Origin of the sequence: Collinsella acetigenes (assembly GCF_012844445.1) — a bacterium.
GTDB classification, from domain to species: Bacteria; Actinomycetota; Coriobacteriia; order Coriobacteriales; family Coriobacteriaceae; genus Collinsella; species Collinsella acetigenes.
In genome coordinates, this window is record NZ_JABBCP010000007.1 from 269,348 (window position 1) to 291,038 (window position 21,691).

The 21,691-nt window shown below is 57.0% G+C and carries 17 protein-coding genes and 1 tRNA gene; 8 read left to right on the top strand and 10 right to left on the bottom strand.

All coding sequences use genetic code 11. The features are described from left to right. Nucleotides 1–97: 97 nt before the first annotated feature. The 4 genes from HF320_RS08725 to HF320_RS08740 all read right to left on the bottom strand — a co-directional run bounded on the left by HF320_RS08725 (nucleotide 98) and on the right by HF320_RS08740 (nucleotide 6,829). On the bottom strand, nucleotides 98–820 hold the full coding sequence (locus HF320_RS08725) for a response regulator (protein WP_169277935.1): 723 nt from the start codon (nucleotides 818–820) through the stop codon (nucleotides 98–100). Further along, nucleotides 810–2,411 carry an ATP-binding protein gene (locus HF320_RS08730; RefSeq protein ID WP_169277936.1) on the bottom strand — a complete coding sequence of 534 codons (1,602 nt, stop codon included), beginning with the start codon at nucleotides 2,409–2,411 and terminating at the stop codon, nucleotides 810–812. The genes HF320_RS08725 and HF320_RS08730 overlap by 11 nt, the downstream gene beginning before the upstream one ends. 341 nt (nucleotides 2,412–2,752) lie before the next feature. Continuing rightward, a complete protein-coding gene (locus tag HF320_RS08735) occupies nucleotides 2,753–5,257 on the bottom strand; it encodes a phosphoketolase (RefSeq protein ID WP_169277937.1) in 2,505 nt (834 codons plus the stop codon). Nucleotides 5,258–5,815: 558 nt separating this feature from the next. Next, on the bottom strand, nucleotides 5,816–6,829 hold the full coding sequence (locus HF320_RS08740; protein WP_040219745.1) for a LacI family DNA-binding transcriptional regulator: 1,014 nt from the start codon (nucleotides 6,827–6,829) through the stop codon (nucleotides 5,816–5,818). Nucleotides 6,830–7,213: 384 nt separating this feature from the next. Here HF320_RS08740 and HF320_RS08745 point away from each other — a divergent pair, with 384 nt between their 5' ends. The 5 genes from HF320_RS08745 to HF320_RS08765 all read left to right on the top strand — a co-directional run bounded on the left by HF320_RS08745 (nucleotide 7,214) and on the right by HF320_RS08765 (nucleotide 11,018). Beyond that, nucleotides 7,214–7,657 carry a PTS sugar transporter subunit IIA gene (locus HF320_RS08745; protein ID WP_022387573.1) on the top strand — a complete coding sequence of 148 codons (444 nt, stop codon included), beginning with the start codon at nucleotides 7,214–7,216 and terminating at the stop codon, nucleotides 7,655–7,657. Nucleotides 7,658–7,700: 43 nt separating this feature from the next. Further along, complete coding sequence (locus HF320_RS08750) at nucleotides 7,701–8,000, top strand: PTS sugar transporter subunit IIB (protein WP_169277938.1); 300 nt, start codon at nucleotides 7,701–7,703, stop codon at nucleotides 7,998–8,000. A gap of 62 nt (nucleotides 8,001–8,062) precedes the next feature. Further along, nucleotides 8,063–9,367, top strand: coding sequence for a PTS ascorbate transporter subunit IIC (locus HF320_RS08755; RefSeq protein WP_169277939.1), 1,305 nt, complete (start codon nucleotides 8,063–8,065; stop codon nucleotides 9,365–9,367). A gap of 76 nt (nucleotides 9,368–9,443) precedes the next feature. Further along, nucleotides 9,444–10,412 carry a phosphotriesterase family protein gene (locus tag HF320_RS08760; protein ID WP_169277940.1) on the top strand — a complete coding sequence of 323 codons (969 nt, stop codon included), beginning with the start codon at nucleotides 9,444–9,446 and terminating at the stop codon, nucleotides 10,410–10,412. Beyond that, entirely contained in the window at nucleotides 10,413–11,018 is a 606-nt protein-coding gene (locus HF320_RS08765) for a histidine phosphatase family protein (RefSeq protein ID WP_169277941.1), read from the top strand. Nucleotides 11,019–11,145: 127 nt separating this feature from the next. Here the strand turns inward: HF320_RS08765 and HF320_RS08770 are convergent, their stop codons facing one another. The 5 genes from HF320_RS08770 to HF320_RS08790 all read right to left on the bottom strand — a co-directional run bounded on the left by HF320_RS08770 (nucleotide 11,146) and on the right by HF320_RS08790 (nucleotide 17,861). Further along, nucleotides 11,146–12,888 carry a carbohydrate-binding domain-containing protein gene (locus HF320_RS08770; protein WP_169277942.1) on the bottom strand — a complete coding sequence of 581 codons (1,743 nt, stop codon included), beginning with the start codon at nucleotides 12,886–12,888 and terminating at the stop codon, nucleotides 11,146–11,148. Between the two features lie 541 nt (nucleotides 12,889–13,429). Continuing rightward, a tRNA-Arg gene (locus tag HF320_RS08775) sits at nucleotides 13,430–13,505 on the bottom strand. Nucleotides 13,506–13,566: 61 nt separating this feature from the next. Further along, nucleotides 13,567–14,352 carry an FIVAR domain-containing protein gene (locus HF320_RS08780; RefSeq protein ID WP_169277943.1) on the bottom strand — a complete coding sequence of 262 codons (786 nt, stop codon included), beginning with the start codon at nucleotides 14,350–14,352 and terminating at the stop codon, nucleotides 13,567–13,569. Between the two features lie 165 nt (nucleotides 14,353–14,517). Then, a complete protein-coding gene (locus tag HF320_RS08785; protein WP_169277944.1) occupies nucleotides 14,518–14,988 on the bottom strand; it encodes a hydrogenase maturation nickel metallochaperone HypA in 471 nt (156 codons plus the stop codon). An 89-nt stretch (nucleotides 14,989–15,077) separates the two neighbouring features. Then, nucleotides 15,078–17,861, bottom strand: a complete 2,784-nt coding sequence (locus tag HF320_RS08790) for an FAD-dependent oxidoreductase (RefSeq protein ID WP_169277945.1) — start codon at nucleotides 17,859–17,861, stop codon at nucleotides 15,078–15,080. Nucleotides 17,862–18,049: 188 nt separating this feature from the next. On the opposite strand from HF320_RS08790, the gene HF320_RS08795 reads away from it, so the two are divergent. Both HF320_RS08795 and HF320_RS08800 read left to right on the top strand, forming a co-directional pair. Then, the gene (locus HF320_RS08795; protein WP_169277946.1) at nucleotides 18,050–18,748 is read left to right on the top strand and encodes a TetR/AcrR family transcriptional regulator; all 699 of its coding nucleotides are present in this window, start codon (nucleotides 18,050–18,052) and stop codon (nucleotides 18,746–18,748) included. Between the two features lie 79 nt (nucleotides 18,749–18,827). Next, on the top strand, nucleotides 18,828–19,835 hold the full coding sequence (locus HF320_RS08800) for a DUF5692 family protein (RefSeq protein WP_169277947.1): 1,008 nt from the start codon (nucleotides 18,828–18,830) through the stop codon (nucleotides 19,833–19,835). Between the two features lie 240 nt (nucleotides 19,836–20,075). Here the strand turns inward: HF320_RS08800 and hypB are convergent, their stop codons facing one another. After that, complete coding sequence (hypB, locus tag HF320_RS08805; RefSeq protein ID WP_169277948.1) at nucleotides 20,076–20,762, bottom strand: hydrogenase nickel incorporation protein HypB; 687 nt, start codon at nucleotides 20,760–20,762, stop codon at nucleotides 20,076–20,078. Nucleotides 20,763–20,992: 230 nt separating this feature from the next. On the opposite strand from hypB, the gene HF320_RS08810 reads away from it, so the two are divergent. Beyond that, complete coding sequence (locus HF320_RS08810; protein ID WP_169277949.1) at nucleotides 20,993–21,394, top strand: hypothetical protein; 402 nt, start codon at nucleotides 20,993–20,995, stop codon at nucleotides 21,392–21,394. The last annotated feature ends 297 nt before the right edge of the window (nucleotides 21,395–21,691 follow it).

Sequence of the window (21,691 nt, forward strand, 5' to 3'; positions counted from 1 at the left end):
AGACTGCCACCCTCGCACGATTCAACATGCGCCAGGCATAAAAGTGCCGTTAAACTCGGATAAAGAAAGCCTAAAGACCCCAGGTAAACGGCTATGTTTAGTCTTTAGCCGCAGTGGCGCGAATCATGCGATAGCCCACACCCACATGGGTTTGGATATAGCGGGGATGCGCCGGATCGGACTCGATTTTCTTGCGCAGCGTGCCCATGAATACGCGCAGCGACGCAAGGTCCGCCTGATGCTCGACGCCCCAAACCTCATTCAAGATAAAGCTGTGCGTAAGGACCCTGTCCACATTGTGCGACAGCAAGCACAGGAGCTTATACTCAATGGGCGTCAGATGCAGCTCCTCGCCAGACAGGTATGCCACGCCCGCCGAATAGTCGATACGAAGATCTCCGTTCTCGAACGTGGAGCTCTCGCGCGTGGGGGCATTCGAAAGGTAGCTCGAGCGGCGCAAGGTCGTGCGAATACGCGCCTGGAGCTCGCCTACCGAAAACGGCTTGGTGAGATAATCATCGGCTCCCGCATCGAGCGCAGCGATCTTATCGGCATCTTCGCTTCGGGCCGACACCACGATGATCGGCATCTGGGACCACACGCGTATAGCGCGAACGACCTCGATGCCGTCAATATCGGGAAGCCCCAGGTCGAGCAAAACCACATCGGGTGCATTCGTGGCGGCCGAGGCGATGGCGCCTCGCCCTGTAGACTCGGCAAGAAGATCAAAACTTTGGGCCTCAAGCGCCGTGAGCACCAGGTTTCTAACCGTAGCGTCATCCTCGACAACAAGGATTATTGCATGGCTCTCAATCGGCATGGTCTATATCTCCATTCTCCATACGATGCAAGGGCAGCGTAAACCAAAACGCGCATCCATGCGGTTCGACCGCATCGACGCCAATGCTGCCGCCATGTGCCTCCACAATCGATTTGCATAAAGCAAGCCCTAGGCCCACGCTCCTTTTCGAATCTGCCAGAGCATGACTTGCCGTGTAGAACGATTCGAACACACGGGAACGATCCCCTTCGGCAATACCGGGGCCGTTATCCTCCACACGCACAACGACCATGTTGGCATCGGCGCGCGACATAATGCGAATACGCGAGCCCACCTGAGTATAGGCAACGGCATTGTTCAGCAGGTTCACCACAACTTGCACCATAAGACGCGCATCCACGTCGACAAGCAAAAGATCGCGGCTCGGCTCGACCTCGATGTCGTGGAACTCGGAGTCCGGGCTTACATGGCGCAGCGCTTCCTCGACGATATCATCGAGCAGCTCCGTTGTCGTCGAAAGGTGCACCTCACCATTCTCTAGGCGCGTGATCGCAAGCAGGTTTTCCACCGTGGCGTTGAGCCACATGGCATCGGAGCGGATATCGCGCAAAAGCCCTTCGCGCTTCTTGGCACTCAGGTCCTCGCCATCAGACAGGAGCACATCGGCATTGCCCGAAATTGCCGTAAGGGGCGTTCTCAAGTCATGCGAGATAGACCTGAGCAGGTTGGCGCGCAGCTGTTCATTTTTAGCCAGAACGGCAGCCTTTTCGCGCTCCTCAAGCGCCCTTGCACGGGCAAGGGCAAGCGATGCCTCTCCCGCAACGGCCTCGGCCTCGTTGCGCTCCGCAGGAAGCGGGACTGCGCCCATAAGGCAAATGCCCATGACGCCCACGACATCGGTGCCAGAGCGCAGGGGCAGGTACAAGCCGGATGCCGAAGGAAAAAGCTTCGTCCCAACGCCGACGCTCTCGCCGTCCTCCAAGGCCCTTCTTGCCATAGAGAGCTCGATCACCGGAGGGGTTGGAGACGCGCCGGCCGAGGAGAAGCTCCTTTGCTCCAAGAAGCCCTCTCCCTCATCGCAGTACCAGACAACCGTTGCGTCAAGGAGCCTCGACAGCTGGGCGCCCGCCGCGCTCACGATCTCGCGGCGCGTCTCGCAGCGACGAAAGGCCTCGTCTGCCTCCAGCATAATCTTGGTCCTGCGGTACGCCGTGTGGGAAGCGTGCAGCTCTCGTCTCAGCGTCATGGCAACCGTGCTCGCAATAAGAGCAACCGCAAACATCACGGCGAAGGTAGCGGGATACGCGCGCCCCCAGGCCGTCAATGAAAAGCGCGGCGTGGTGAAAAAGTAGTTGTACAGGAGCGCAGAAAGCGCCGATGCGACAAGGCAGTACGCGCGCTTTGCCGTGAGGAGCGATATGCAAAGAACCGCAAGCACATAGGTGACGACGATGCATGCCTCCATATCAAAGGCAAAGAAGGCAAAACCAACCAGCGTGGCCGTCACCAAAAACAAGAATATGCAGGCAAGATCGATCGCATAGCGCTTTGGCGTGGGGTCGTCGGACCAAGCGAAAACCTTGCTTTCGAGCCAAGAAGCACCCAGACGGTCCCTCCTGCTGCTATCCAACCGCTCGCGCCGCTCCAACACCCGCGCGCCCCTCCCGTTTCATCGGCATCATTTGCGAGTATCTTACAACCCAACGCGCAAAAGCATCGAAATGAAACAATAGTCAGGCAGGGCGCAGCTCATGCAAAAAGCGGAGGCACGATCCCGTCCGCATGGCTTCTCTCAATATGAAATAAAAGGTCCGCGCACATAAAAATGCCCGCATCCGGAAAACCCGGACGCGGGCATGCATAGGGGGCTGAGCTTATGGAGCGTCAAGCAAAATCGAGAGGCAACTTAGCCTATTGCCCGAGCGCCTGGACGTCCCTCAAACGGAGGTACGCCGCCTACACGTTAAGCAGCTACTCGTTATCGCCGGCAGTCATTTGCGTAGCCGACAGCTGGCCTTCGCTCGCGGCAGCGGCATCGGGCCACACCCAGCTAGTAAAGGCCGGATGATCGTAGCCCTCGTCCACGGCAAACTGGAAGGCTTCCTGGCGGAAGTTCTCCCACTCCTCAATCTGCGCCGCCCACCTCTGAGCGTCCACCATGCGCAGAGCATCGGCGGCAAGCGCCCAACGGTCCATGTTGTTAAGGCGCAGCATGTCAAAGGGAGTCGTCGTGGAGCCCTTCTCCTCGTAGCCGTGCACGCGGAAGTTGTCGTGGTTGGGGCGATCCCAAATCAGACGATGAATAGTACCCGCATATGCGTGGAAGCAGAACAGGACCGGCTTGTTGGCGCCAAAGAACTCGGCAAAGCGCTCGTTGGAGATAGCCTGGTTGTTCTCGGCCACGCTCTTGATCTTGAGCAAGTCGACCACATTTACAAAGGTTGCCTTCACGCCGATCTTCTTGAGCATGTCGAGCGCTGCCAGCGCCTCGAGCGTGGGCACGTCGCCGCAAGAAGCGATGACCAAGTCTGCCTCATCAAGGCTGGAAGCACTGCTTGCCCACTTCCACTCGGCAAGGCCCTCTTCAAGCTCGGCACGGGCCTCGTCCACCGTGATGAACGTCGGCGCCGGCTGCTTACCGCAGAAGATGGCATTCACACAGTTCGTAGACGTATACGCGCGCTCGGCCACGGCAAGTGCCATGTTTGCATCGCACGGATAGTACGCGTTGACCACATGGGTGTCGTTTGCCTTGTTGAGCAGCAGATCCACAAAACCGGGATCCTGATGCGAGAATCCGTTGTGGTCCTGACGCCACACGTGGCTGGACAGCAGGATATTCAAGCCGGAGATGGGAGCACGCCAGGGAATCTCGCGCACGCAGGCCTCAAGCCACTTGCAGTGCTGGTTGACCATGGAGTCGACGATATGCACAAACGACTCGTAGGAGCTCCACACGCCATGACGACCGGTGAGGGTATAGGCCTCGAGGAAGCCCTCGCACTGATGCTCGGACAGCTGCTCGACCACGCGGCCGGTGGGCGCCAGCAGCTCATCGTTGTCGGCATCGGCATAGTAGCCGCCGTCCCACTGCTTGCGCGTCACCTTGTAAGCGTCCTGCAGGCGGTTGGATGCAGTCTCGTCCGGACCAAAGATACGGAAGTCGTCGTTGAGTTCCATGACATCGGCGGTATAGGCACCAAAGACGCGAGCCGCCTCGGTTGCGCCCCAGCCATGCCCCTTCTCCGCCACGGGAACCTCATGGGCATGGATGTCGGGCAGCGTGAGCTCGTGGCGCACCTTGCCGCCATTTGCGTTGGGGTTGGCACCGATGCGCAGGTCGCCTGCGGGCATGAAAGACGTCACCTCGGGGCGAATCTGGCCCTCCGGGGTAAAGAGCTCCTCCGGTTTATACGAGCGAAGCCAGCTGCGCAGCACGCGGAAGTGCTCGTGCGTATCCTTGGCAGATGCCAGAGGCACCTGGTGCGCACGCCAGCTGCCCTCGGTCTTCTTGCCATCGATATGCTTGGGGCACGTCCAGCCCTTGGGCGTGCGGAACACAATCATCGGGTAGACGGGACGCGTCTCGTCGCCCGCCTCGGCGCGTGCCTTGATGTCGCAGATCTTGTTAAAGACCTCTTCGAACAGATCGGCAAAGCGGCGATGGATGGAGCTGTGGGGCTCGTTGTCAAAGCCGGCCACAAAGAAGTGCGGCTCGTAGCCCATGCCCTCAAAGAACTTGGTGAGCTCTTCATCGGAGATGCGCGCCAGAATCGTGGGGTTGGCGATCTTATAGCCGTTGAGGTGCAAGATGGGCAGCACGATGCCATCGGTCTTAGGATTGACAAGCTTGTTGGACTGCCAAGAGGTCGCAAGCGGGCCGGTCTCGGACTCGCCATCGCCCACCACGGCCACGGCAAGAAGGCTCGGGTTATCCATCACGGCGCCATACGCGTGGGACAGGGTGTAGCCAAGCTCGCCACCCTCATGGATGGAGCCCGGGGTCTCGGGCGCAAAGTGGCTGGGAATGCCACCGGGGTAAGAGAACTGACGGAAGAACTTCTGCAGGCCGGCCTCGTCATTGGTGATGTCGGGGCGAATCTCGCGATAGGTGCCATCCAGCAGGGACTGCGCGGTACCGGCCGGGCCGCCGTGACCGGGGCCCATAAGGAAGATGGCGTTTTGCTGATGATCGGCAATAAGGCGGTTTACATGGCCAAACAAAAAGTTCACGCCCGGAGTGGTGCCCCAGTGGCCCACCAGACGATGCTTGACGTCGGGGCGGCCAAAGTCACGCACTTCGCCCGTCTTCTCATCGACAAAATCCTTGCGCATCAAAGGATTAGAGCGCAGGTAAATCTGGCCGACGGAGAGATAGTTGGCGCAGCGCCAATACTTCTCCACTCCCTCGAGCTCCTCGCTGGAAACGGGCGCATCGAGCTTTTTCCACGGCGTTCCGATAACGGGCTGAGTCATGTATTGCCTCCTGTATTCTCGCCGGTGGGCACCGGCGTGTAACTCCCGATAAACGATGCGCTGCGTTCCCGCGGCCTGCCGGGCAGGGCAATCGCCGCGGGAGCGCATCTCGCACGCATCGGCGCATGCAAGGGACTGCATGCGTCAGATCTCAAGCGCTTTGATGCTGGCCTCCCGGGCACGCACCGCTCTCTCCTACGGGACGCCAAGGCTTAAAAAGCGTCTGAAAACACACCCCGTTAGGGACAGGTGGGGCGTATGGGGGGAACCGACGCTTATTGGCACGGCATCAGGTACAACAAGCACCTGTATCCGAAGTGAAAGTATAGGAGGTAAAACGTTTTATCGTTATGAAAAAACGTTTTAGCACTGTAAAGACTTATACATATTGAGGGACATTATTTGGTTATTTATGCAGCGTGGTGGGCTCGTTCGCAGTTTTGACAATCTAAAAGATTATCGCCCCGGCTCTCCATAACGCCTTCATATGAAGCATTCGGGCAAAGCCATTTTTGCTTTTACAGCATGCGCCAAGAAGACGCGGGCGCCCCGTCCCCGCTAACGCGGGGAAACGCTGCCCTGCACCACAAGACGCGGTTCGAGCACGCGCTCGATGGGGCGCGCCGTCGGCTTTTCGATCCTGCGAAGCATCATGTTGATAGCGTGCTCGGAAAGCATGGTCACGTCTTGCTCGATCGAGGTCAAAGCCGGCTCGAACAAGGCATCGGCGGCGCTGTTGTCATAGCTCACCACCGAGTAGTCGCTCGGGACGCGATGGCCGCCCTTGTACAAACGCTTGAGCAAGCCAAGGGCAATGTTGTCGGAGCTTGCAAAAACAGCTGTGGCATCGGTATCCAGCACGTTTGCCGACGCCTCATAGGCATCGGAGATGTAGTAGTCGGTCTCGACCACCAGCGAGGGATCAAATGCCACGCCGGCTTCGGTAAGGGCACGCTCATAACCGGCAAGACGCTTGCGACCCGTCATAGACTTGGCCGCGTTGACCAAGCAGGCAATGCGCTCGTGGCCCTTCTCGAGCAGGTATTTTGTTGCCATGTAGCCGCCCTGCTCATGATCGAACAAGACCTTGTCGCAGGAGAGGTTGTCCACCACGCGGTCGATCATCACATAAGGAACAGGCAGATGAGAAAGCTCATTGACCAGCACGCTGTCGTCTGCGAGCTCATCGGCGACAACCAAGAATATGCCGTCCACACCGCGTGTAACCAGAAGCCCCAGCAAATCCAGGTCGTTTTCGGGCAAGCCATCGGAGTTGGTGATGAACAGAGCGTACCCCTCGGCGCGGCAACGCTGCTCCAAATTCTTGGCAAGCGAAGAGAAGAAGCGACTCTCGATATTGGGGACGATGAGGCCAAGCGTCTTGGACTCGCGCATCACCAGGCTGCGAGCGATCTGGTTGGGAACGTAATGCTCACGCGCCGCGACTTCCTTGATGCGGCGACGATTTTCCTCCGAGATGCGGCAGGGCCGATCGTTGAGCACAAGGGAAACCGAAGAGGGAGAAAGCCCCACCTCGTTGGCAATCTGCTTGAGTGTCACCTTTTGAGCCAATGCGATCGTTCCCTTTCCGCGCCTGCATTTCCGTGTGGTCAACAACTTTACCACCCCGGGAGGGGAAGTGGTACAAGAAGCGGGCCCCAACCCGTCCGACGTCAGATCGAAAGCTTACGCCGATGGGTTGTTAATAGGGTTGTTAATAAAAGAGAGGCAGGAATGCCCGGCGAGCTCTTTGAACGGAACTGGTTGATTTCGTTAACAAGATGTTAACTTTCGCTTTACTTCGAAATACGTTCACCGAACAAATGCCACCGTTCGAAATTTTTTTCCAATTTTCGAAAAAAAAAAAACGAATCGCTATTCTCGATTTCAGGCAGCGCCCATATGCATCGATGCTCCGCAAGCGTTGTAGAAACGAATGATAACGAAAGGGGTTTTATGCTTGAAAACTGGCTAGAACCGCAATGCGTTTCGCTTCACAACAAGGTAGACAGCTACGAAGAAGCGATCGCGATTGGTGGAGACCTCCTTGTCTCAGCAGGTAAAGCAACCGAATCGTTCACCAAAAGAATGATTTCTGCTGTCGAGGAATTCGGCCCTTACATGGTCATAGCCCCTGGCATTGCCATTCCTCACGCTCGCCCAGAAGACGGAGCACTTGCTGTCGGCCTGAGCTTGATCACCCTCGACACTCCCGTTAATTTCGGAAGTCCCGAAAACGATCCCGTGAGCCTCGTGATTTGCCTCTGCTCGACAGATTCAGAGTCGCATCTCGATGCTCTCGCAAGGCTGGTTTCGCTTCTCGAAGACAAACGTAATGTCGACGGGATTCTCAACGCAGCGGATGTGTCTGAAGTCATGGACCTCATCAGCCGCTTTTAGCTCAATCAATCTGATCGATTAACTCAAGAAATGGATGATTCTCATGGATAAGCGTTACAAAATCACTGCCCTTTGCGGTATGGGCCTTGGAACGAGCAGCCTTGCTCGCATGGCAATCATGGACTATGTGAAGGGACACGGCATCGACGCCACCGTCACCGTCGCCGACATCGGAAGCGTCAAGAGCATCGATGCCGACATCATCTTGACCACCAAGAGCATGGCAAGCCATATCTCTGACGATATTCGCAGCCGCACCACAGTCATGTACGTCACGAACCTCATCAAGAAGGACGAAATCAACGCAAAACTCGACGAGTTCTTCGCTGGTCAGGATGAGTAAAAGCTTCCGCCTGGCTCCTTTTTTCAATTCCCGTCCTTAGTTCCTCATCGATTGGAAGAGACATGGATATTCTTGCCTCCATTGGCAACTTCATCATTTTCCAGGTGCTTGACCAAGCCCCCATCTTCCTGGGCATCATCACGCTTGTCGGCCTGCTCCTGCAAAAGACCCCCGCGGGCGAAGTCTTCGAGGGCGTAATCAAGACCATCGTCGGCATGCTGATCCTCAATGCCGGCGCAGATCTTATCTCCAACACCATCACCCCCGTTATGCAGCTGCTTAACGATGTCGTTGGCGTTAATGGCGTTATGCCCATGAACGAGGCAGCATTCGCCGTGGGCATGTCCACCATGTCCGAGACCGTTGTCTCCATCTTCGTCCTTGGTTTCATCATCCACCTTGTGATGGTGTTCCTCATGCCCAAAAAGGATATGAAGAACGTCTACCTCACGGCGCACATGATGCTGTACCTCGCGGTTTTCCTCGCGCTTTCGATCAACTGCATCCTCGGTCTTCAGGGAATGCCCCTTATTGTCACCTGCGCGATCCTGGCTGCACTCTACTGGACCTTCACTCCTGCAATTCCCCGTGCTCTGGGAAAGAAGTACTTTGGCGAGGACTTCACCCTCGGTCACGCAGCACAGTTCGGTACCCTCATCGGCGCACTCTGCGGCAAGCTGTTTGGCAAGCACGCTGAGGACGAGGACGCTGAGAACATCAAGCTCCCCGGCGGACTCTACCTGTTCCAGGACGTCACTTTGGCGCTCTCCCTCATCATGCCGATCCTCTTCGTCATCATCGGTCTTGTTGTGGGTCAGGGTCAGGTCGAGACGCTTTCCGGCTCTCAGAACTGGGCCATCTTCCTCATCATGGAAGGCCTGAAGTTCGCAGCCGGCGTATCCATCATGCTCTCCGGCGTCCGCATGTTCCTCAACTCCATCATCCCGGCATTCAAGGGTATTTCTGAGAAGCTCATCCCCAATTCGGTCCCCGCTCTCGACTGCCCCGTTCTCTACCCGTTCAGCCCCTCCGGCGCCATGTTCGGCTTCCTGGGCTCCATCCCCGCTGGCATCATCGTCTGCCTGCTCACTGTTGCCCTCGGCTCTTCCGTGGTTGTCTTCCCGAGCCCGATCATCCTCTTCTTTGACGGTTGCACGGTCGGCGTGTTTGGCAACAAGTACGGCGGCTGGAAGGGTGCTCTCCTGGGTGGCTTTGTTTCCAGCTTCATCGCTCACCTGGGCATCATCGCCCTCTACCCGATGATGGGCTCGCTCTTTGGCACCGGCCTCATGCTTTCGAACATCGACTACGCCGTGTTCTGGCTCCCGGTCCTCTTTGTCATCAAGCTTATTGCAGGCATCGCATAGCCGTTCCCGCAAAAAGCCTTTCTCTCCGTGCGGGTGCCTTGCCAAAAGGTGCCCGCACTTTCTTTTGGAGGCATTTATGGCATTTATCGAAACAGTCCTGGGAAAAATCGATCCGTCAAACATCGGCAAGACCGATGCCCACGACCACCTCATCAGAAAGGGCGGTGTCGAAGTCATCACCAATGGAAGCGACTTCGACATGCCCAACGAGAACAAAGCCCTCGAGGAATTGGAGCTTTTCAAACAAGTTGGCGGCAACTCCCTCGTCGAAATGACCCCCATCGGCAGTGGGCGCAGCATCGAAAGCCTGCGTGAAATCAGTGCAAAAAGCGGCGTTAACATCATTGCGACCACCGGCTTTCACAAGTCGGAGTTTTATGACAAGTCTCACTTCCTGTGGAAATACGACACAGAGCAGCTTGTCGAGCTCCTCGTTGCAGACGTATGCGACGGCATTGATATCTATGATTACGCCGGCCCCATAGTCAAAAGATCGGAAGGCCGCGCCGGCGTCATCAAAGCGGCATGCAGCCTGCAATCAATTACGACTGTCGAGAAAAAAGAGCTTCGCGCCGCGGCAATCGCTTCAAATATAACCGGTGCGCCCGTTTCCCTTCACCTTGAGAAGGGCACGATGGCGCTCGAAGCGATCGATATTCTTCTCGAAAACGGAGCCAAGCCCAACAACATCATTCTTGGCCACATCGACCGCAACCCGGATTACTACTACCACGAGCAGATTGCCAAGCGCGGCGTTTTCCTTATTTATGATGGCGCCGCCCGCGTTAAGTACTACACGGACGAGGTAATTGCCCGCCTCATCGAGCATATGGTCGAGACGGGATTCGAAGATCAGCTGCTGATGGGTGCCGACCTGGGAGGAAAATCGTACTTCCGTTCCTACGAGGGAGGCCCCGGCCTCGGTTACAACCTTGGCATTTTCACTCCTCGCCTTCTGGCTTCGGGCATAAGCCAGCAAACGGTAGACAAGATGCTCATCCACAATGCCCGCCGCGCCTTCACGAACAAAAAGGCCGGTGCCTAGATGAAGAAGAATCTGTATTTGCTAAGGCACGGCCAAACGCTCTTTAATTCCAAGCATCTCATTTCCGGATGGTCCGATTCCCCTCTTACCGAGAAGGGAATCGAGCAGGCAAAGCGAGCCGGCCTCTTCTTTCAAAGCAAGGGGATTCATTTTGACCATCTCTACTGTTCGGATCTCCATCGAGCAGTAGAGACCTCAAAGCTCGTTGAGCCCAACCTTGCACCTGAAATTAAGCAGCCGCTTCGCGAATGGTTCTTTGGCTATTACGAGGCAGAAAGGGTTGCCATAATGCCTCAGGCGCCTTTTGGTGACTACTTTTGCCAATTCGGTGGAGAGGCCCAGTCGACAGTGCGAACCCGTATTTTTGATTGCATTCATGACATCATGGAGCAAGACGACACCGAGTGCGTTCTCGTTGTAAGCCACGGACGCTCGTGCAAAGAGTTTTATGACGCCGTTCTCGAAGAGGCAGCGAATCCAAACGACAAGGTACCTGGCAACTGCGGAGCAATCCACTTCTCCTACGAAGATGGCAAGTTCTCGGTTGTGGACCTTTTCACGCAAGAGGATTACGCGCAAGAGCTGCGGCTTCCTGAGATTGACTAATTGAACTCAGGGTTCGGGTGCGCCAAATAACGGCCAGAACGTAAGGGGTCGATTCCGGAACTCTTCCGAAATCGACCCCTTTGTTGGTTGGTCATGTCCGCCTCAGCAGACGTCATGGCCCTTACTCTTAACGAGCGTTACGTCCACCGCGCAGCTTCTTCATCGAAAGCCCAACAGCTAGCACGCCTGCGATTGCCAGCAGTGCGGCGCACTCCATAGCCAAAGTGTTGCTGTCGCCCGTGCTGGGAATCTTGCCCGCAGTGGTCTTTTTCTTTCCGGCAGGCTTCGTGGTGTCAGCAGGCTTTTTGCCGGTATCAGGTTTATCGCCCTCGGCAGGTGCGGTCTTTTCTGTATAGACGTTCTCGAACGTCATGCTCGTCACGGGCGTGTCCTGAGTCTTCTCGTAGAATGCACCGTTATCGGTTTCCACCAGCTTGACGGGGAAAATTTCGTAACTCGACTGGGTGGCCGACTGGGCGTCAGCCACAATTGTGTACTCATGGCAGAAAATCTGGTAGACAGCATCGGAGTAAGTCCAGTTTGCCACACCCGTATTCTTCTCGCGCACGCAGAAGCCCTCGCAAGTGACATCGCGAACCTGGCTCTTGGGGCCCTTAATGGTGAGGAGCCCCTCGTACTTCTTTTCGCCATCCGTAACAACGCTCGCCGTCACGGTCACGCCAGCGTAATCCTCAATTTGGCCAACGCCGACGTTGAAAATCTCAAGCTCAAATTCCTGCTTGCCGGGAGCGATGTCTCCGCCCTTCTTGACAACCTTCGTGAAGGGGAAGCTGTAGCTGACGGATTTCTCACCGGTAGTGAAGTGGATATTCTTATAGAGATGCAAGAAGCCCTTGGCCTGCTCGGCGCCATCATGTTCGATGAGATCGATGGTCGTGCCCTCGCTATCGACGGCGACGGCATGCGTCAGGTCAAAATCGGCATTGATGACAAGGCTATCAAAAAGCGCGGGGATATTATCCGTGTTTGTGTTCTTGGCATCGATTTCGGCCGCGTAGACCGTGAAATTGCCGCCGCAGCCAGCAGGATATGCGCCAGTAAGCGCGACCTTTGCGCCGCCCTTGATGGTCAGATCGCCGCGTGCCCACAGGCCAGAATTCTTGGTAGAGGTTGATTGAACAGAACCGCCGTCAATCGTTAGATTTCCACTAGCAAACAAACCGGGAGAGAGGCTCTTTGCCACGACGCTAGAATTCGAAATGCTCAGGTTGCCACCCACGGGGTCGCCACGAGAACTGATAAACGCGGCGTTGCAATTGTTTTCCGTCGCCAAGATGTCAACCACGCTGCCGTTTCGGATGGTGAGGTTAACGGCGTCGATGCCCGCATACAGCGCATGCGACGTAAGCCGCGCGTTATCGAGGACCACCGAGCCGTCGCTAGCAATGCCAACGCCGCCCGGAGCATTAACGATAAGAGTCGTCGCGCGTACCGAAACGTTGCCGGCAGCACTTATGCCGTCCTTCGTTTCCCCCGCTACATTGATCGTAAGGCTGCCAGACCCCGAGAACTCGACATTCCCTTTAGCCATAATGCCCATATTGTCATCGAAAGTAATACGGTTCTCACCCTGAAGCACGATGTCCAAATCGCCTGTCAATTGTGAATTGATGCCGCCGTAGCCAAGCGTGTTTGTGATAGACGCGTTGTTCAGCGTAAGGGTTTGCGCGTCGGGGTCGTACGTCGCCGTTCCCTCGCCGCATGCGATAGTGAGGTTATCGCTGGTGAATTGTTCGCCGTTAACAAACAGGTTGTACTGCGTTGTCTCGGCAAACGCCAACGCCGGCAGCATCGCTATGACAAAGGCGAGTGCTGAGGCAAAACCTATCAGTTTCCGTATCTTGCTCATGACGCTCCTCTCGTCCTGGTGGACTCGCAAAGGAGTGAAACCGGCGTTTGACGCGCCCTGGTGCAACCATGAGTACCGACGGTTGATGTCGAGGTCGCTGCGGCATGTGTCCGACAGCAGTCGCGGTGGCGCCGTTTTCGATAGCTTTGCGATCTTATGTAGCATGTTAGATGGTACAGGGAGCGAACGTCCTGCTCATATCGCCCAGCGGCTCATTATCCACTGGCAGCGATAGACACATGGCCCGGAAATGGAGCCAGGCGGAGGTGCAGGAGAGGTTTGTGGAGGCTCGAGGAGGTACCGCGCGCAGGCATCGCCGCACCAAACCAGACGCCGCGGCGACACCAAATAAAAACCCGCGCACAAACGTCAACTTTTTGCCAAAAATAAGGAAAACTGAACGTTTGTGCGCGGGTTTTACCAGCCGGGGCCCAGCAAGGCGCCCCGACACGCTTTTTACTCTCATTTCGCCCCGTGAGCACACGATGAGCTAAAAGCAAACGGGCCGGAAACCAATATGGCTTCCGGCCCGTATAAGCTCTGGTGCCCCAGATACGATTCGAACGTACGACACCCGCTTTAGGAGAGCGGTGCTCTATCCCCTGAGCTACTGAGGCATTGCGTATTGCATTCTAGCAGATACAAGCTCTCAATCGACGAGAACCGTCCGTCCTCACCCTATTGGTTAATCTCTATCTGATCGGCATACAATCCCGGAAGAGATATTTTTGCACCCAGGGTCGACTGGTATGAGTACTGTCCCACGCAGGTACCATAAACCGTTACCGTATCGTCTTCGAGAACACGAGTTCCGCCCATAATGCTCGGGTCAAAGCCCACGAATATAACGTCGTCGTATCCGCCATCAGTCGCAATACGCAAATCCGTCTCGGAGTCCCCCTCTACAACCTGAAGGACCTTTCCCTTAAACGCAAGTTTCTGACCGGAATAGCTATCAGGGTTCCTCGCGACATCACGGTACGCAGGCCATGAATAGTTAGCGGGGTTAAATGCTTCTACCAAGCCGTTGTAAGCGGTGTAGAGATCGCCCTTTGCCGAATCAACCTGCGATTGTGTGGCGTCTTCGTCGGCGTCCACAGACTTGGCATTCTCAAGAGCGCTCGAGTACGCCTGGTAGGAATCCTCGGTGTATCCATCTGCGGCAACGGATCCATACGAATCGATGTAGGATTCAAGCCCTGATTTATCGACCTTGACTTTGGCCGGAGTCTTTTTCTTTTCTTTCTTCTCAACCGTCGTTGAGGCACTTTGTTGCGAATCGCTCGATTCCCACGCGTTTCCAGCACCGTTCCCATTACCGCCGGCTGCGCCAATAACAATAAGGACAACAATCACGCCAATAATTATCTTTTTCTTTTTTGAAAGAGGCTTTTTGGCCTTCTTTGCTGGCTGCGCTTCTTCCGCGACCGGCGAAGTTGATTGCGGATTCTTCTCCTCGTCCATGGTTTTCCTTCCCCGAAAAATGGAACTTGATTGCGAGCTCGAACAATTCCATTTTCTCAGCGAAAAAAAAATGCAACTTAAATCGATGGGCGGAAGAAACACTTCTGGCCAGCCGTCGCTCGCGCGATGTGGCTGACGCTTAATTTTTATTGCCCCAGCCCGGCCTCACTCGATAATCAACGGGTTGGCGGCATCCACCGGGTCCAGTGGTGCCTCTCGCATGGCTCCTTGGCCCAATGGAGATACACCGTCAACGTACTCTTTGTCCACGTCATCGCGCGAAAGCTGCTCGTCGGGAGTTTCGATCTCCTTCACCATCACCTCTTGGCCCTGCACCAAATACGTGCGAGAACTTCCGCAGTGCGGGCATGTCTTGCCGTGTGCTACCGTTTCATACGTTTTTTTGCAGTCCTCGCAATACGTGACAGCAGGTATTTCTTCGATCTTAAGCTCGGAGCCCGCTACCAACGGATTCTTGTTGCTTGCCCAGCGCCAGGCATCCTCAAGATAGTGCGGAACCACGCCCGATACCTCGCCAAGTTGCAGCGTCACCGAAGACACGCGCAAAATCGCGTTGTCGCGGCACGCGTCCTCGACCGTCCTGATGATATGAAACACGATGCCCAGCTCGTGCATGACATCAACCTCTTATCTAAAAGGCGAGGCCGGCATTGCGTCCGGCCCCGCCCATCCAATGCAGCAACTAAACCTCAAGGCCCGCCGCGCTATTTCTTCTTGCCAAAACGAATCTTGATCTCGCGCTTGAGGGCATATTTTGCCAGCGAGGGAACCTTCTTCTCGTACTTGACCATATTCGAGCACTCGGGACGCTCGCGCGTAAGGTGAATGGCGTCAAACGCGCACTTGGTAGTGCACAGGCCGCAACCAATACACTTGTTGGGGTCGACAACCGAGGCGCCGCAGCCCAAGCAGCGAGCGGTCTCGGCGCGCACCTGCTCTTCGGTAAGCGTCTGCACGTACTCGCGGAAAGGCGCCGCCTTGGCAGCCGCAGCGTCCTTGGAAGCCGGCGCCTCGCGCTGGGCGGTGTCGTAGCTCGAAAGATCGGCGTCGTCCTTGTTAAGCTCAACATACTTGCGCTGGTTGCGGCCAATGGTAAGCGTTCCATGCTGGACAAAGCGATGAATCGACACGGCGGCCTCGTGGCCAGCGGCAATGGCGTCAATAGCAAACTTAGGACCCGTGTAGACGTCGCCGCCCACAAAGATATCGGGCTCCGCAGTCTGATACGTCTGCGGATCGGCAACGGCGCCCTGGCCACGGCCAAGCTCGACAGCAGAGCCCTCCAGCAGGTTACCCCACTCGATGCTCTGGCCAATGGCAAAGACAACCTGGTCGCACTCGATGGTCACAAGGTCGTTCTCGTCATACTCGGGGGCAAAGCGTCCGTCCTCGCCAAACACGCGCGTGCAGCGCTTGAACACAACGCCACGCACAGCGCCGGCCTCGTTGGTGAGGACCTCCTTGGGGCCCCAGCCGCAACGGATGTCGACGCCGTCCTCGCGAGCCTCGGCAACCTCCTCGTCGCTTGCGGGCATTTCCTTGGCCGACTCGAGGCACAGCATCGTAACCTCGGGGGCCTGGGTACGCGCAGCCACGCGAGCAGCATCGATGGCAACGTTGCCGCCGCCCACAACCACCGTGCGGCCCATCGCAGGGGCAGCGCCCGCGCTTTGATCGGTGTACTTGGCCAAGAAGTCAACAGCGGTCCAGGTGCCCTTCGCGTCCTGCCCATCGATGCCGGGCAGACGGCCTCCCTGGCAGCCGATAGCAACATAAAAGGCGGCAAAGCCCTGCTCACGCAACTCGGCCAAGGTCACATCGCGACCGACCTCCACGCCATAGCGGAACTCGGCGCCCATCTCACGAATGACCTCGACCTCTGCCTCGATGACGTCTTTCTCGAGCTTGAAGGAAGGAATGCCGTAGGTGAGCATGCCACCGGGACGCGGCATCTTCTCGAACACGACCGGCTTGTAGCCTTTCTCGGCCAGATAGAAGGCGCACGAAAGGCCCGCGGGGCCAGCGCCGATGATGGCGACCTTCTGGTCAAAGCCGCCCGCGCGCGTAGGCGTGACCACCGGCGGAATATAGCGCGTTGCAGCGTCGAGGTCGCGCTGCGCAATGAACTTCTTTACCTCGTCGATGGCGATGGCGGCATCGACCCTGCCGCGCGTGCACGCGTCCTCGCAGCGGCGATTGCAAATGCGGCCGCACACGGCAGGCAGCGGGTTTTCGCGCTTGATGAGCGCGAGCGCCTCGCCATAGCGGCCCTGTGCCGCGAGCTTGAGGTAGCCCTGAACAGCGATGTGCGCCGGGCAGGCGGTCTTGCAGGGCGCGGTACCCGCCTCGTGAGTCTCGACGCGATTATCGTTACGATAGTTGGGCGACCACTTCTCCGGCCCCCATTTCACGGTATCGGGAAGCTCCTGGCGCGGGTACTCCGGGACCTTGCCCGTCGTCTTGCTGCAAAGCTTCTGGCCCAGCTTGACGGCACCCGCGGGGCATACCTCCACGCAACGGCCGCACGCCACGCACTTGTCGGCCTGTGTATGGGCAACATAGGCAGAACGCGATAGGTTGGGCGTATTAAACAGTTGCGAGGTTCGCAGGGCGTAGCACACGTTCACATTGCAGTTGCAAATGGCGAAAATCTTGTTCTCGCCATCGATGTTGGTGATCTGATGCACGAAGCCGTTGTCCTCGGCAGCACGCAAAATGTCGTAAACCTCTTCGCGCGTGATGTAGTGGCCGCGATCGGTCTCGACTACGTAATCGGCCATGTCGCCCACAGCGATGCACCAGTCGTGCGGATCGTCACCGCAACCCTCGCCCAACACCTTGCGGCTTGCGCGACAGCTACAGGTCGAGGCAGCGTACTTGCCGTCATACTTGTCCAGCCAATGCTCGATATGCTCGATAGGCACCGACGTGCTCGCGGCATCTATGGCTTGCTCGACAGGAATAACGTGCATGCCAATGCCCGCGCCTCCGGGAGGCACCATGGGCGTCGCCTTAGACAGCGGGCCTTTGGACGCCTGCTCGAAAAACTTCGCGAACACCGGGTGCTCATCCAGCTGGCCTACACGCATATTGAGAAACTCGGCAGAGCCGGGCACGAGCATGGGCAGCACCCATTGCTTGGTGCGCGTCGGATTTTCCCAGTTGTACTCAAGCAAGCCGGTATAGCTCATGTCGTCGAGCATCTTTTCGATCTCGGCCTCGGGCATACCCGTGAGCTTGACCATCTCGGCCAGGGTGTAGGGCCGGCGCATCTTCATCTTGAGCAAAACATCTGCCTGCTCGTCAGTGGCTGCCTCGGCAAACGACCAGTACTCATAGCCCAAAAGCTCATCGCGATGCAGCAGGCGATTCGTGCAGTGCTCGCAAAGCTTCACGATCTTCTCGCGCGGGTGCTCGGGCAACGGCGGCACGAACTCCGCACCGATATCGGGCTCGGTATAGCTAATCCCCGGTCCATTGAGAATCATGGCGTCCCCTCCCTTGCCGCGCGGCGACTGCGCAGGCTGCGGTCCTTGTGTAAGCGAGCTACGCGCGGCTGTTCGCGCTCGACCCGTAAAGTTGACATACTGTCAAAAACAGTATTGACGAACCGTCAACAATATTCAAGACTAGAAGGTGAATCACCGGGCCGGAACATCAGAAAGGCGGCAAGCGGATGAGCACCCGCAGCGCGACATCGAACCACCCAGGCGATGCCGCCTCGCAGCAAAACGAAACCCAGCCAAGCCAGGGCACAGCTGCGCTCACGATTTCCAAGCGCCTGCCCGGAGACGAGCGCCGACGAGAGATCCTCAAAGCGGTACGCATCGTAAGCGCCGAGCGCGGGGTATCCCATCTCTCGGTATCGGCAGTAGCAAAGCAGGCCGGCTGCACGCGCTCGCTTTTCTACCACTATTTTTCCGATATGGACGCCGCCGTCGAAGCCGTCATGGACGAGGCTATCGAGGGTTTTGTCAGCGAACTTGAACACTGGAACGCCAGCCGCACCGTAGGCGACATCGAGGGGGCGCTCGACAGCGTGGCCCCGCTCTTCAAGCGTTTGGTGGTGGATGATCATGAGCTGCCCACCACGCTCACCTCGGGCAGCGGGGCCCTCTACGGCGGTTTTCTCCACCATGCAGTTGAGCGCGTTGCGCACTACCTGTGCGAAACGACCGTCGCCGACTTTGTTGCCCATCACGAGCTGCGCATCGACCATGTTTACGAAACCTTCTACACGCTTGTCATGGGACTGCTCATGTACATTCGCACGCACCCGGATGTGCCCGATGAGACCGTGAAGGACATCATTGCTTCGACGCTGCACATCGAGGGCTACACCGCCAAGTACCCGGAGCGCCGACCATCCAAATAGGATGCTAACGGCCGCAACTGTTTATTTGCGCCCGTTGTGAACTAGAGGGAGAGACGGGCATTAAGGAAAGGAGAGGGACATGTTGTTTGATGTTTGGGGGAGCAACACCGGCATCCATTGGCTCGGCTGGGCCATGGTCTTTATCGGCCTGATTGTGCTCAATGAGGTCGGGCGCCGCAGCAAGGCGGGCGCTGCCATTATCTTTATCGTGGCGCCCCTCGCCATGACCATCTACTGCATCGCCATCGCCGTAGGCGTGGCCAACGGACAGGAGTGGGCACTTACCAACCCCACGCATGTGTACCAGAACAGCTGGTTCCACTACGCCAAGGTTTATGCCGCGCTTGCCGGATGCTGGGGCTTTATTGCCATCAAGTACCAGTGGGGCAAGATCGGTAAGGCCAAGTGGTTCCGCGCATGGCCGTTTGTCATCGTTGCCATCAACATCATGATCGCCGTTGTGTCCGACTTTGAAAGCGCCTACCACTTCTTCGCCCTGGGCGAGACCACCTGGGTCACCTCCGAGGGCGCCACGCAGCTGGCCGGTTGGAATAACGTGTTCAACGGCATCGCCGGTATCATCAACATCTTCTGCATGACCGGTTGGTGGAGCGTCTACGCAAGCGAAGACAAGACCGACATGCTGTGGCCCGACATGACCTGGGTCTACATCATCGCCTACGACATCTGGAACTTCTGCTACACCTACAACTGCCTGCCCACGCACTCTTGGTTCTGCGGCTTTGCCCTGCTGCTTGCGCCCACCGTGGCGGCCTTTATCTGGAACAAGGGCGGCTGGATCCAAAACCGCGCCTTCACGCTTGCCATTTGGTGCATGTTCGCGCAGGTATTCCCCTTCTTCCAGGAGCAGTCCATCTTTGTGACGCACTCCACGCTCGATCCCAATGCGGCACTTGTGGTTTCGATCCTAGCGCTCGTGGCAAACGTTGCCGCGATTATCTACATTGTCTATCGCGCCAAGAAACTCGGCCGCAACCCCTACAAGCAGGATGTCTTTGAGGGCACCCGCGACTGGGAGATTGCAACCGCGCGCCGCGCCAAGGTCGATTACGCCCATATGGACTAGCGCCGCCTCGCGCCTATTGGACCGTCGCCTTCAAAAAAGACGGTTATAGGTAGGTTGTCGGCAAATTGCCAAGTAGCCTAAAGAAAAACCCAGGAAAGCGAGCCGCTTTCCTGGGTTTTTTGCGTCTCTACTTTGAAGAAGCGCTTAAACCTACCTATAACCGTCTTTTTTAGATTGCCCAAGCGGCTTTGGCTGCAGGTTCATGCGGCAAGGGTGGGCAGATGCGCCGATTTCCGCCGGCTACGCGCCTGTCTTCCATGCGGCAACGCGATCGCGAAGCCACTGCGCCCACTGATCGATCCCCTCGCCCGTCTTTGCGCAGATTGGGATGATGGTGGCATTGGGGTTGCGCATGAGGATATTCTCGCGTGCGCGTTCCATGCTAAAAGTGTCGAATATCGGCAGTGCGTCGATCTTGTTGATAAGCACAACGTCACAGATGGAAAACATGAGCGGATATTTGAGCGGCTTGTCGTCACCCTCCGGGACCGAAAGAATCATCGCGTTGGCGCAGGCCCCCGTATCGAACTCCGCGGGGCACACCAGGTTGCCCACGTTCTCGAGAATTGCCAGGTCAACATGGTCGGCATCCTCATCAAGCAAGGCATCCAGGCCCTGCTCTGTCATATATGCGTCCAGGTGGCACATACCGCCCGTGTGAAGCTGGATAGCACGGGCACCGGTTTGAGCGATCGTCTTCGCGTCAACGTCCGAGTCGATATCTGCCTCCATAACCGCCAAGGACATCTCGTCGCGCAGAGCCTCGATCGTACGTGTGAGCGTCGTGGTCTTGCCCGAACCCGGGCTCGACATCAGGTTGAGCAGAAACGTCCCCTGAGCACGCAAACGGTCGCGCAACTCGTCGGCATGGGCGTCATTGTTGGCAAACACGCTCTGCTTGATTTCCAGCACTCGTACGTCTTCCATGTATCGTCCCTTCTTTATCTGCCAAACAAGGCAGGCATCACATGATTCGCTCATCCATCAGTATCACTGTCTTATGTTGACACATTGTCAACAATATTCAAGAGGATGACGCCAAGCGGCCCTCCTGTCTTCTGAGCAAGCCAATTAAAGCTGGTATATCGTCATATTCCCCAGCAAGGCGGGGTATCATGTGTCTCGTTTCAAGCCCTCATATCCTTGGAGAAATCCCCATGTCCAGCAACCGCAAGATGCTCAAAATCCTAAGCCTCGCCCAGATTGTCTTTGCCGTCCTTTGCTTTGTGATGGCATCGCTTGTTTTCAATGGCGCACCGCGTGTGGAGGGAGACGTCGACGTTCTCACCTTCTTGACGGCAAATCTCGATGCCGTCCTGTGCACCATCGCCGCCTTCCTCACGGCCTTTTGCGCTATCGATGGCATCAAAGGGGCCAACCGCCCCAGCGCTCTGGGAGCGCATCTTGTTGTTGCCCTGCTGGCAATCGTAGCAAGCGCGGCGGCCTGCTTCTTCTCCCCTGCCGTCCAGGGCCTCTCCGTTGTGTGCGCCCTCGACGCCGTATTGGCGATTGCCGCTGCCGTCTTTGACAAGAAAGTGCGCGCCGAAATCGACCGCTAAGCAAACGGGAGAACATCTAGGCTTCGGCCATCCCATCCAAACACAAAGGCACCGCTGCGAGAAGATCCTTGCAGCGGTGCCTTTGTGTTTTTTATCGCCAAGTACACGATATTTTGGTATGGTGGTACTACCACAAATACGGTCAACGACCGTCTAAGAGGAGGCACATTTATGGCTAACCGTTTCGTTCTCAACACCATCTCTTACCACGGTTCCGGCGCTATCAAGGAGATCCCGGGCGAGCTCCAGCGCCGCGGCTACAAGAAGGTCTTCGTCTGCTCCGACCCCGACCTGGTG

Bases quoted from the DNA above. Each gene is read 5' to 3' on its own strand.
- HF320_RS08725 (WP_169277935.1), bottom strand. From the start codon at position 820: ATGCCGATTGAGAGCCATGCAATAATCCTTGTTGTCGAGGATGACGCT.
- HF320_RS08785 (WP_169277944.1), bottom strand. From the start codon at position 14,988: ATGCACGAGCTGGGCATCGTGTTTCATATCATCAGGACGGTCGAGGAC.
- HF320_RS08790 (WP_169277945.1), bottom strand. From the start codon at position 17,861: ATGATTCTCAATGGACCGGGGATTAGCTATACCGAGCCCGATATCGGT.
- HF320_RS08755 (WP_169277939.1), top strand. From the start codon at position 8,063: ATGGATATTCTTGCCTCCATTGGCAACTTCATCATTTTCCAGGTGCTT.
- HF320_RS08780 (WP_169277943.1), bottom strand. From the start codon at position 14,352: ATGGACGAGGAGAAGAATCCGCAATCAACTTCGCCGGTCGCGGAAGAA.
- HF320_RS08795 (WP_169277946.1), top strand. From the start codon at position 18,050: ATGAGCACCCGCAGCGCGACATCGAACCACCCAGGCGATGCCGCCTCG.
- HF320_RS08760 (WP_169277940.1), top strand. From the start codon at position 9,444: ATGGCATTTATCGAAACAGTCCTGGGAAAAATCGATCCGTCAAACATC.
- HF320_RS08750 (WP_169277938.1), top strand. From the start codon at position 7,701: ATGGATAAGCGTTACAAAATCACTGCCCTTTGCGGTATGGGCCTTGGA.
- HF320_RS08810 (WP_169277949.1), top strand. From the start codon at position 20,993: ATGTCCAGCAACCGCAAGATGCTCAAAATCCTAAGCCTCGCCCAGATT.
- HF320_RS08800 (WP_169277947.1), top strand. From the start codon at position 18,828: ATGTTGTTTGATGTTTGGGGGAGCAACACCGGCATCCATTGGCTCGGC.
- HF320_RS08745 (WP_022387573.1), top strand. From the start codon at position 7,214: ATGCTTGAAAACTGGCTAGAACCGCAATGCGTTTCGCTTCACAACAAG.
- HF320_RS08765 (WP_169277941.1), top strand. From the start codon at position 10,413: ATGAAGAAGAATCTGTATTTGCTAAGGCACGGCCAAACGCTCTTTAAT.
- HF320_RS08770 (WP_169277942.1), bottom strand. From the start codon at position 12,888: ATGAGCAAGATACGGAAACTGATAGGTTTTGCCTCAGCACTCGCCTTT.
- hypB (WP_169277948.1), bottom strand. From the start codon at position 20,762: ATGGAAGACGTACGAGTGCTGGAAATCAAGCAGAGCGTGTTTGCCAAC.
- HF320_RS08735 (WP_169277937.1), bottom strand. From the start codon at position 5,257: ATGACTCAGCCCGTTATCGGAACGCCGTGGAAAAAGCTCGATGCGCCC.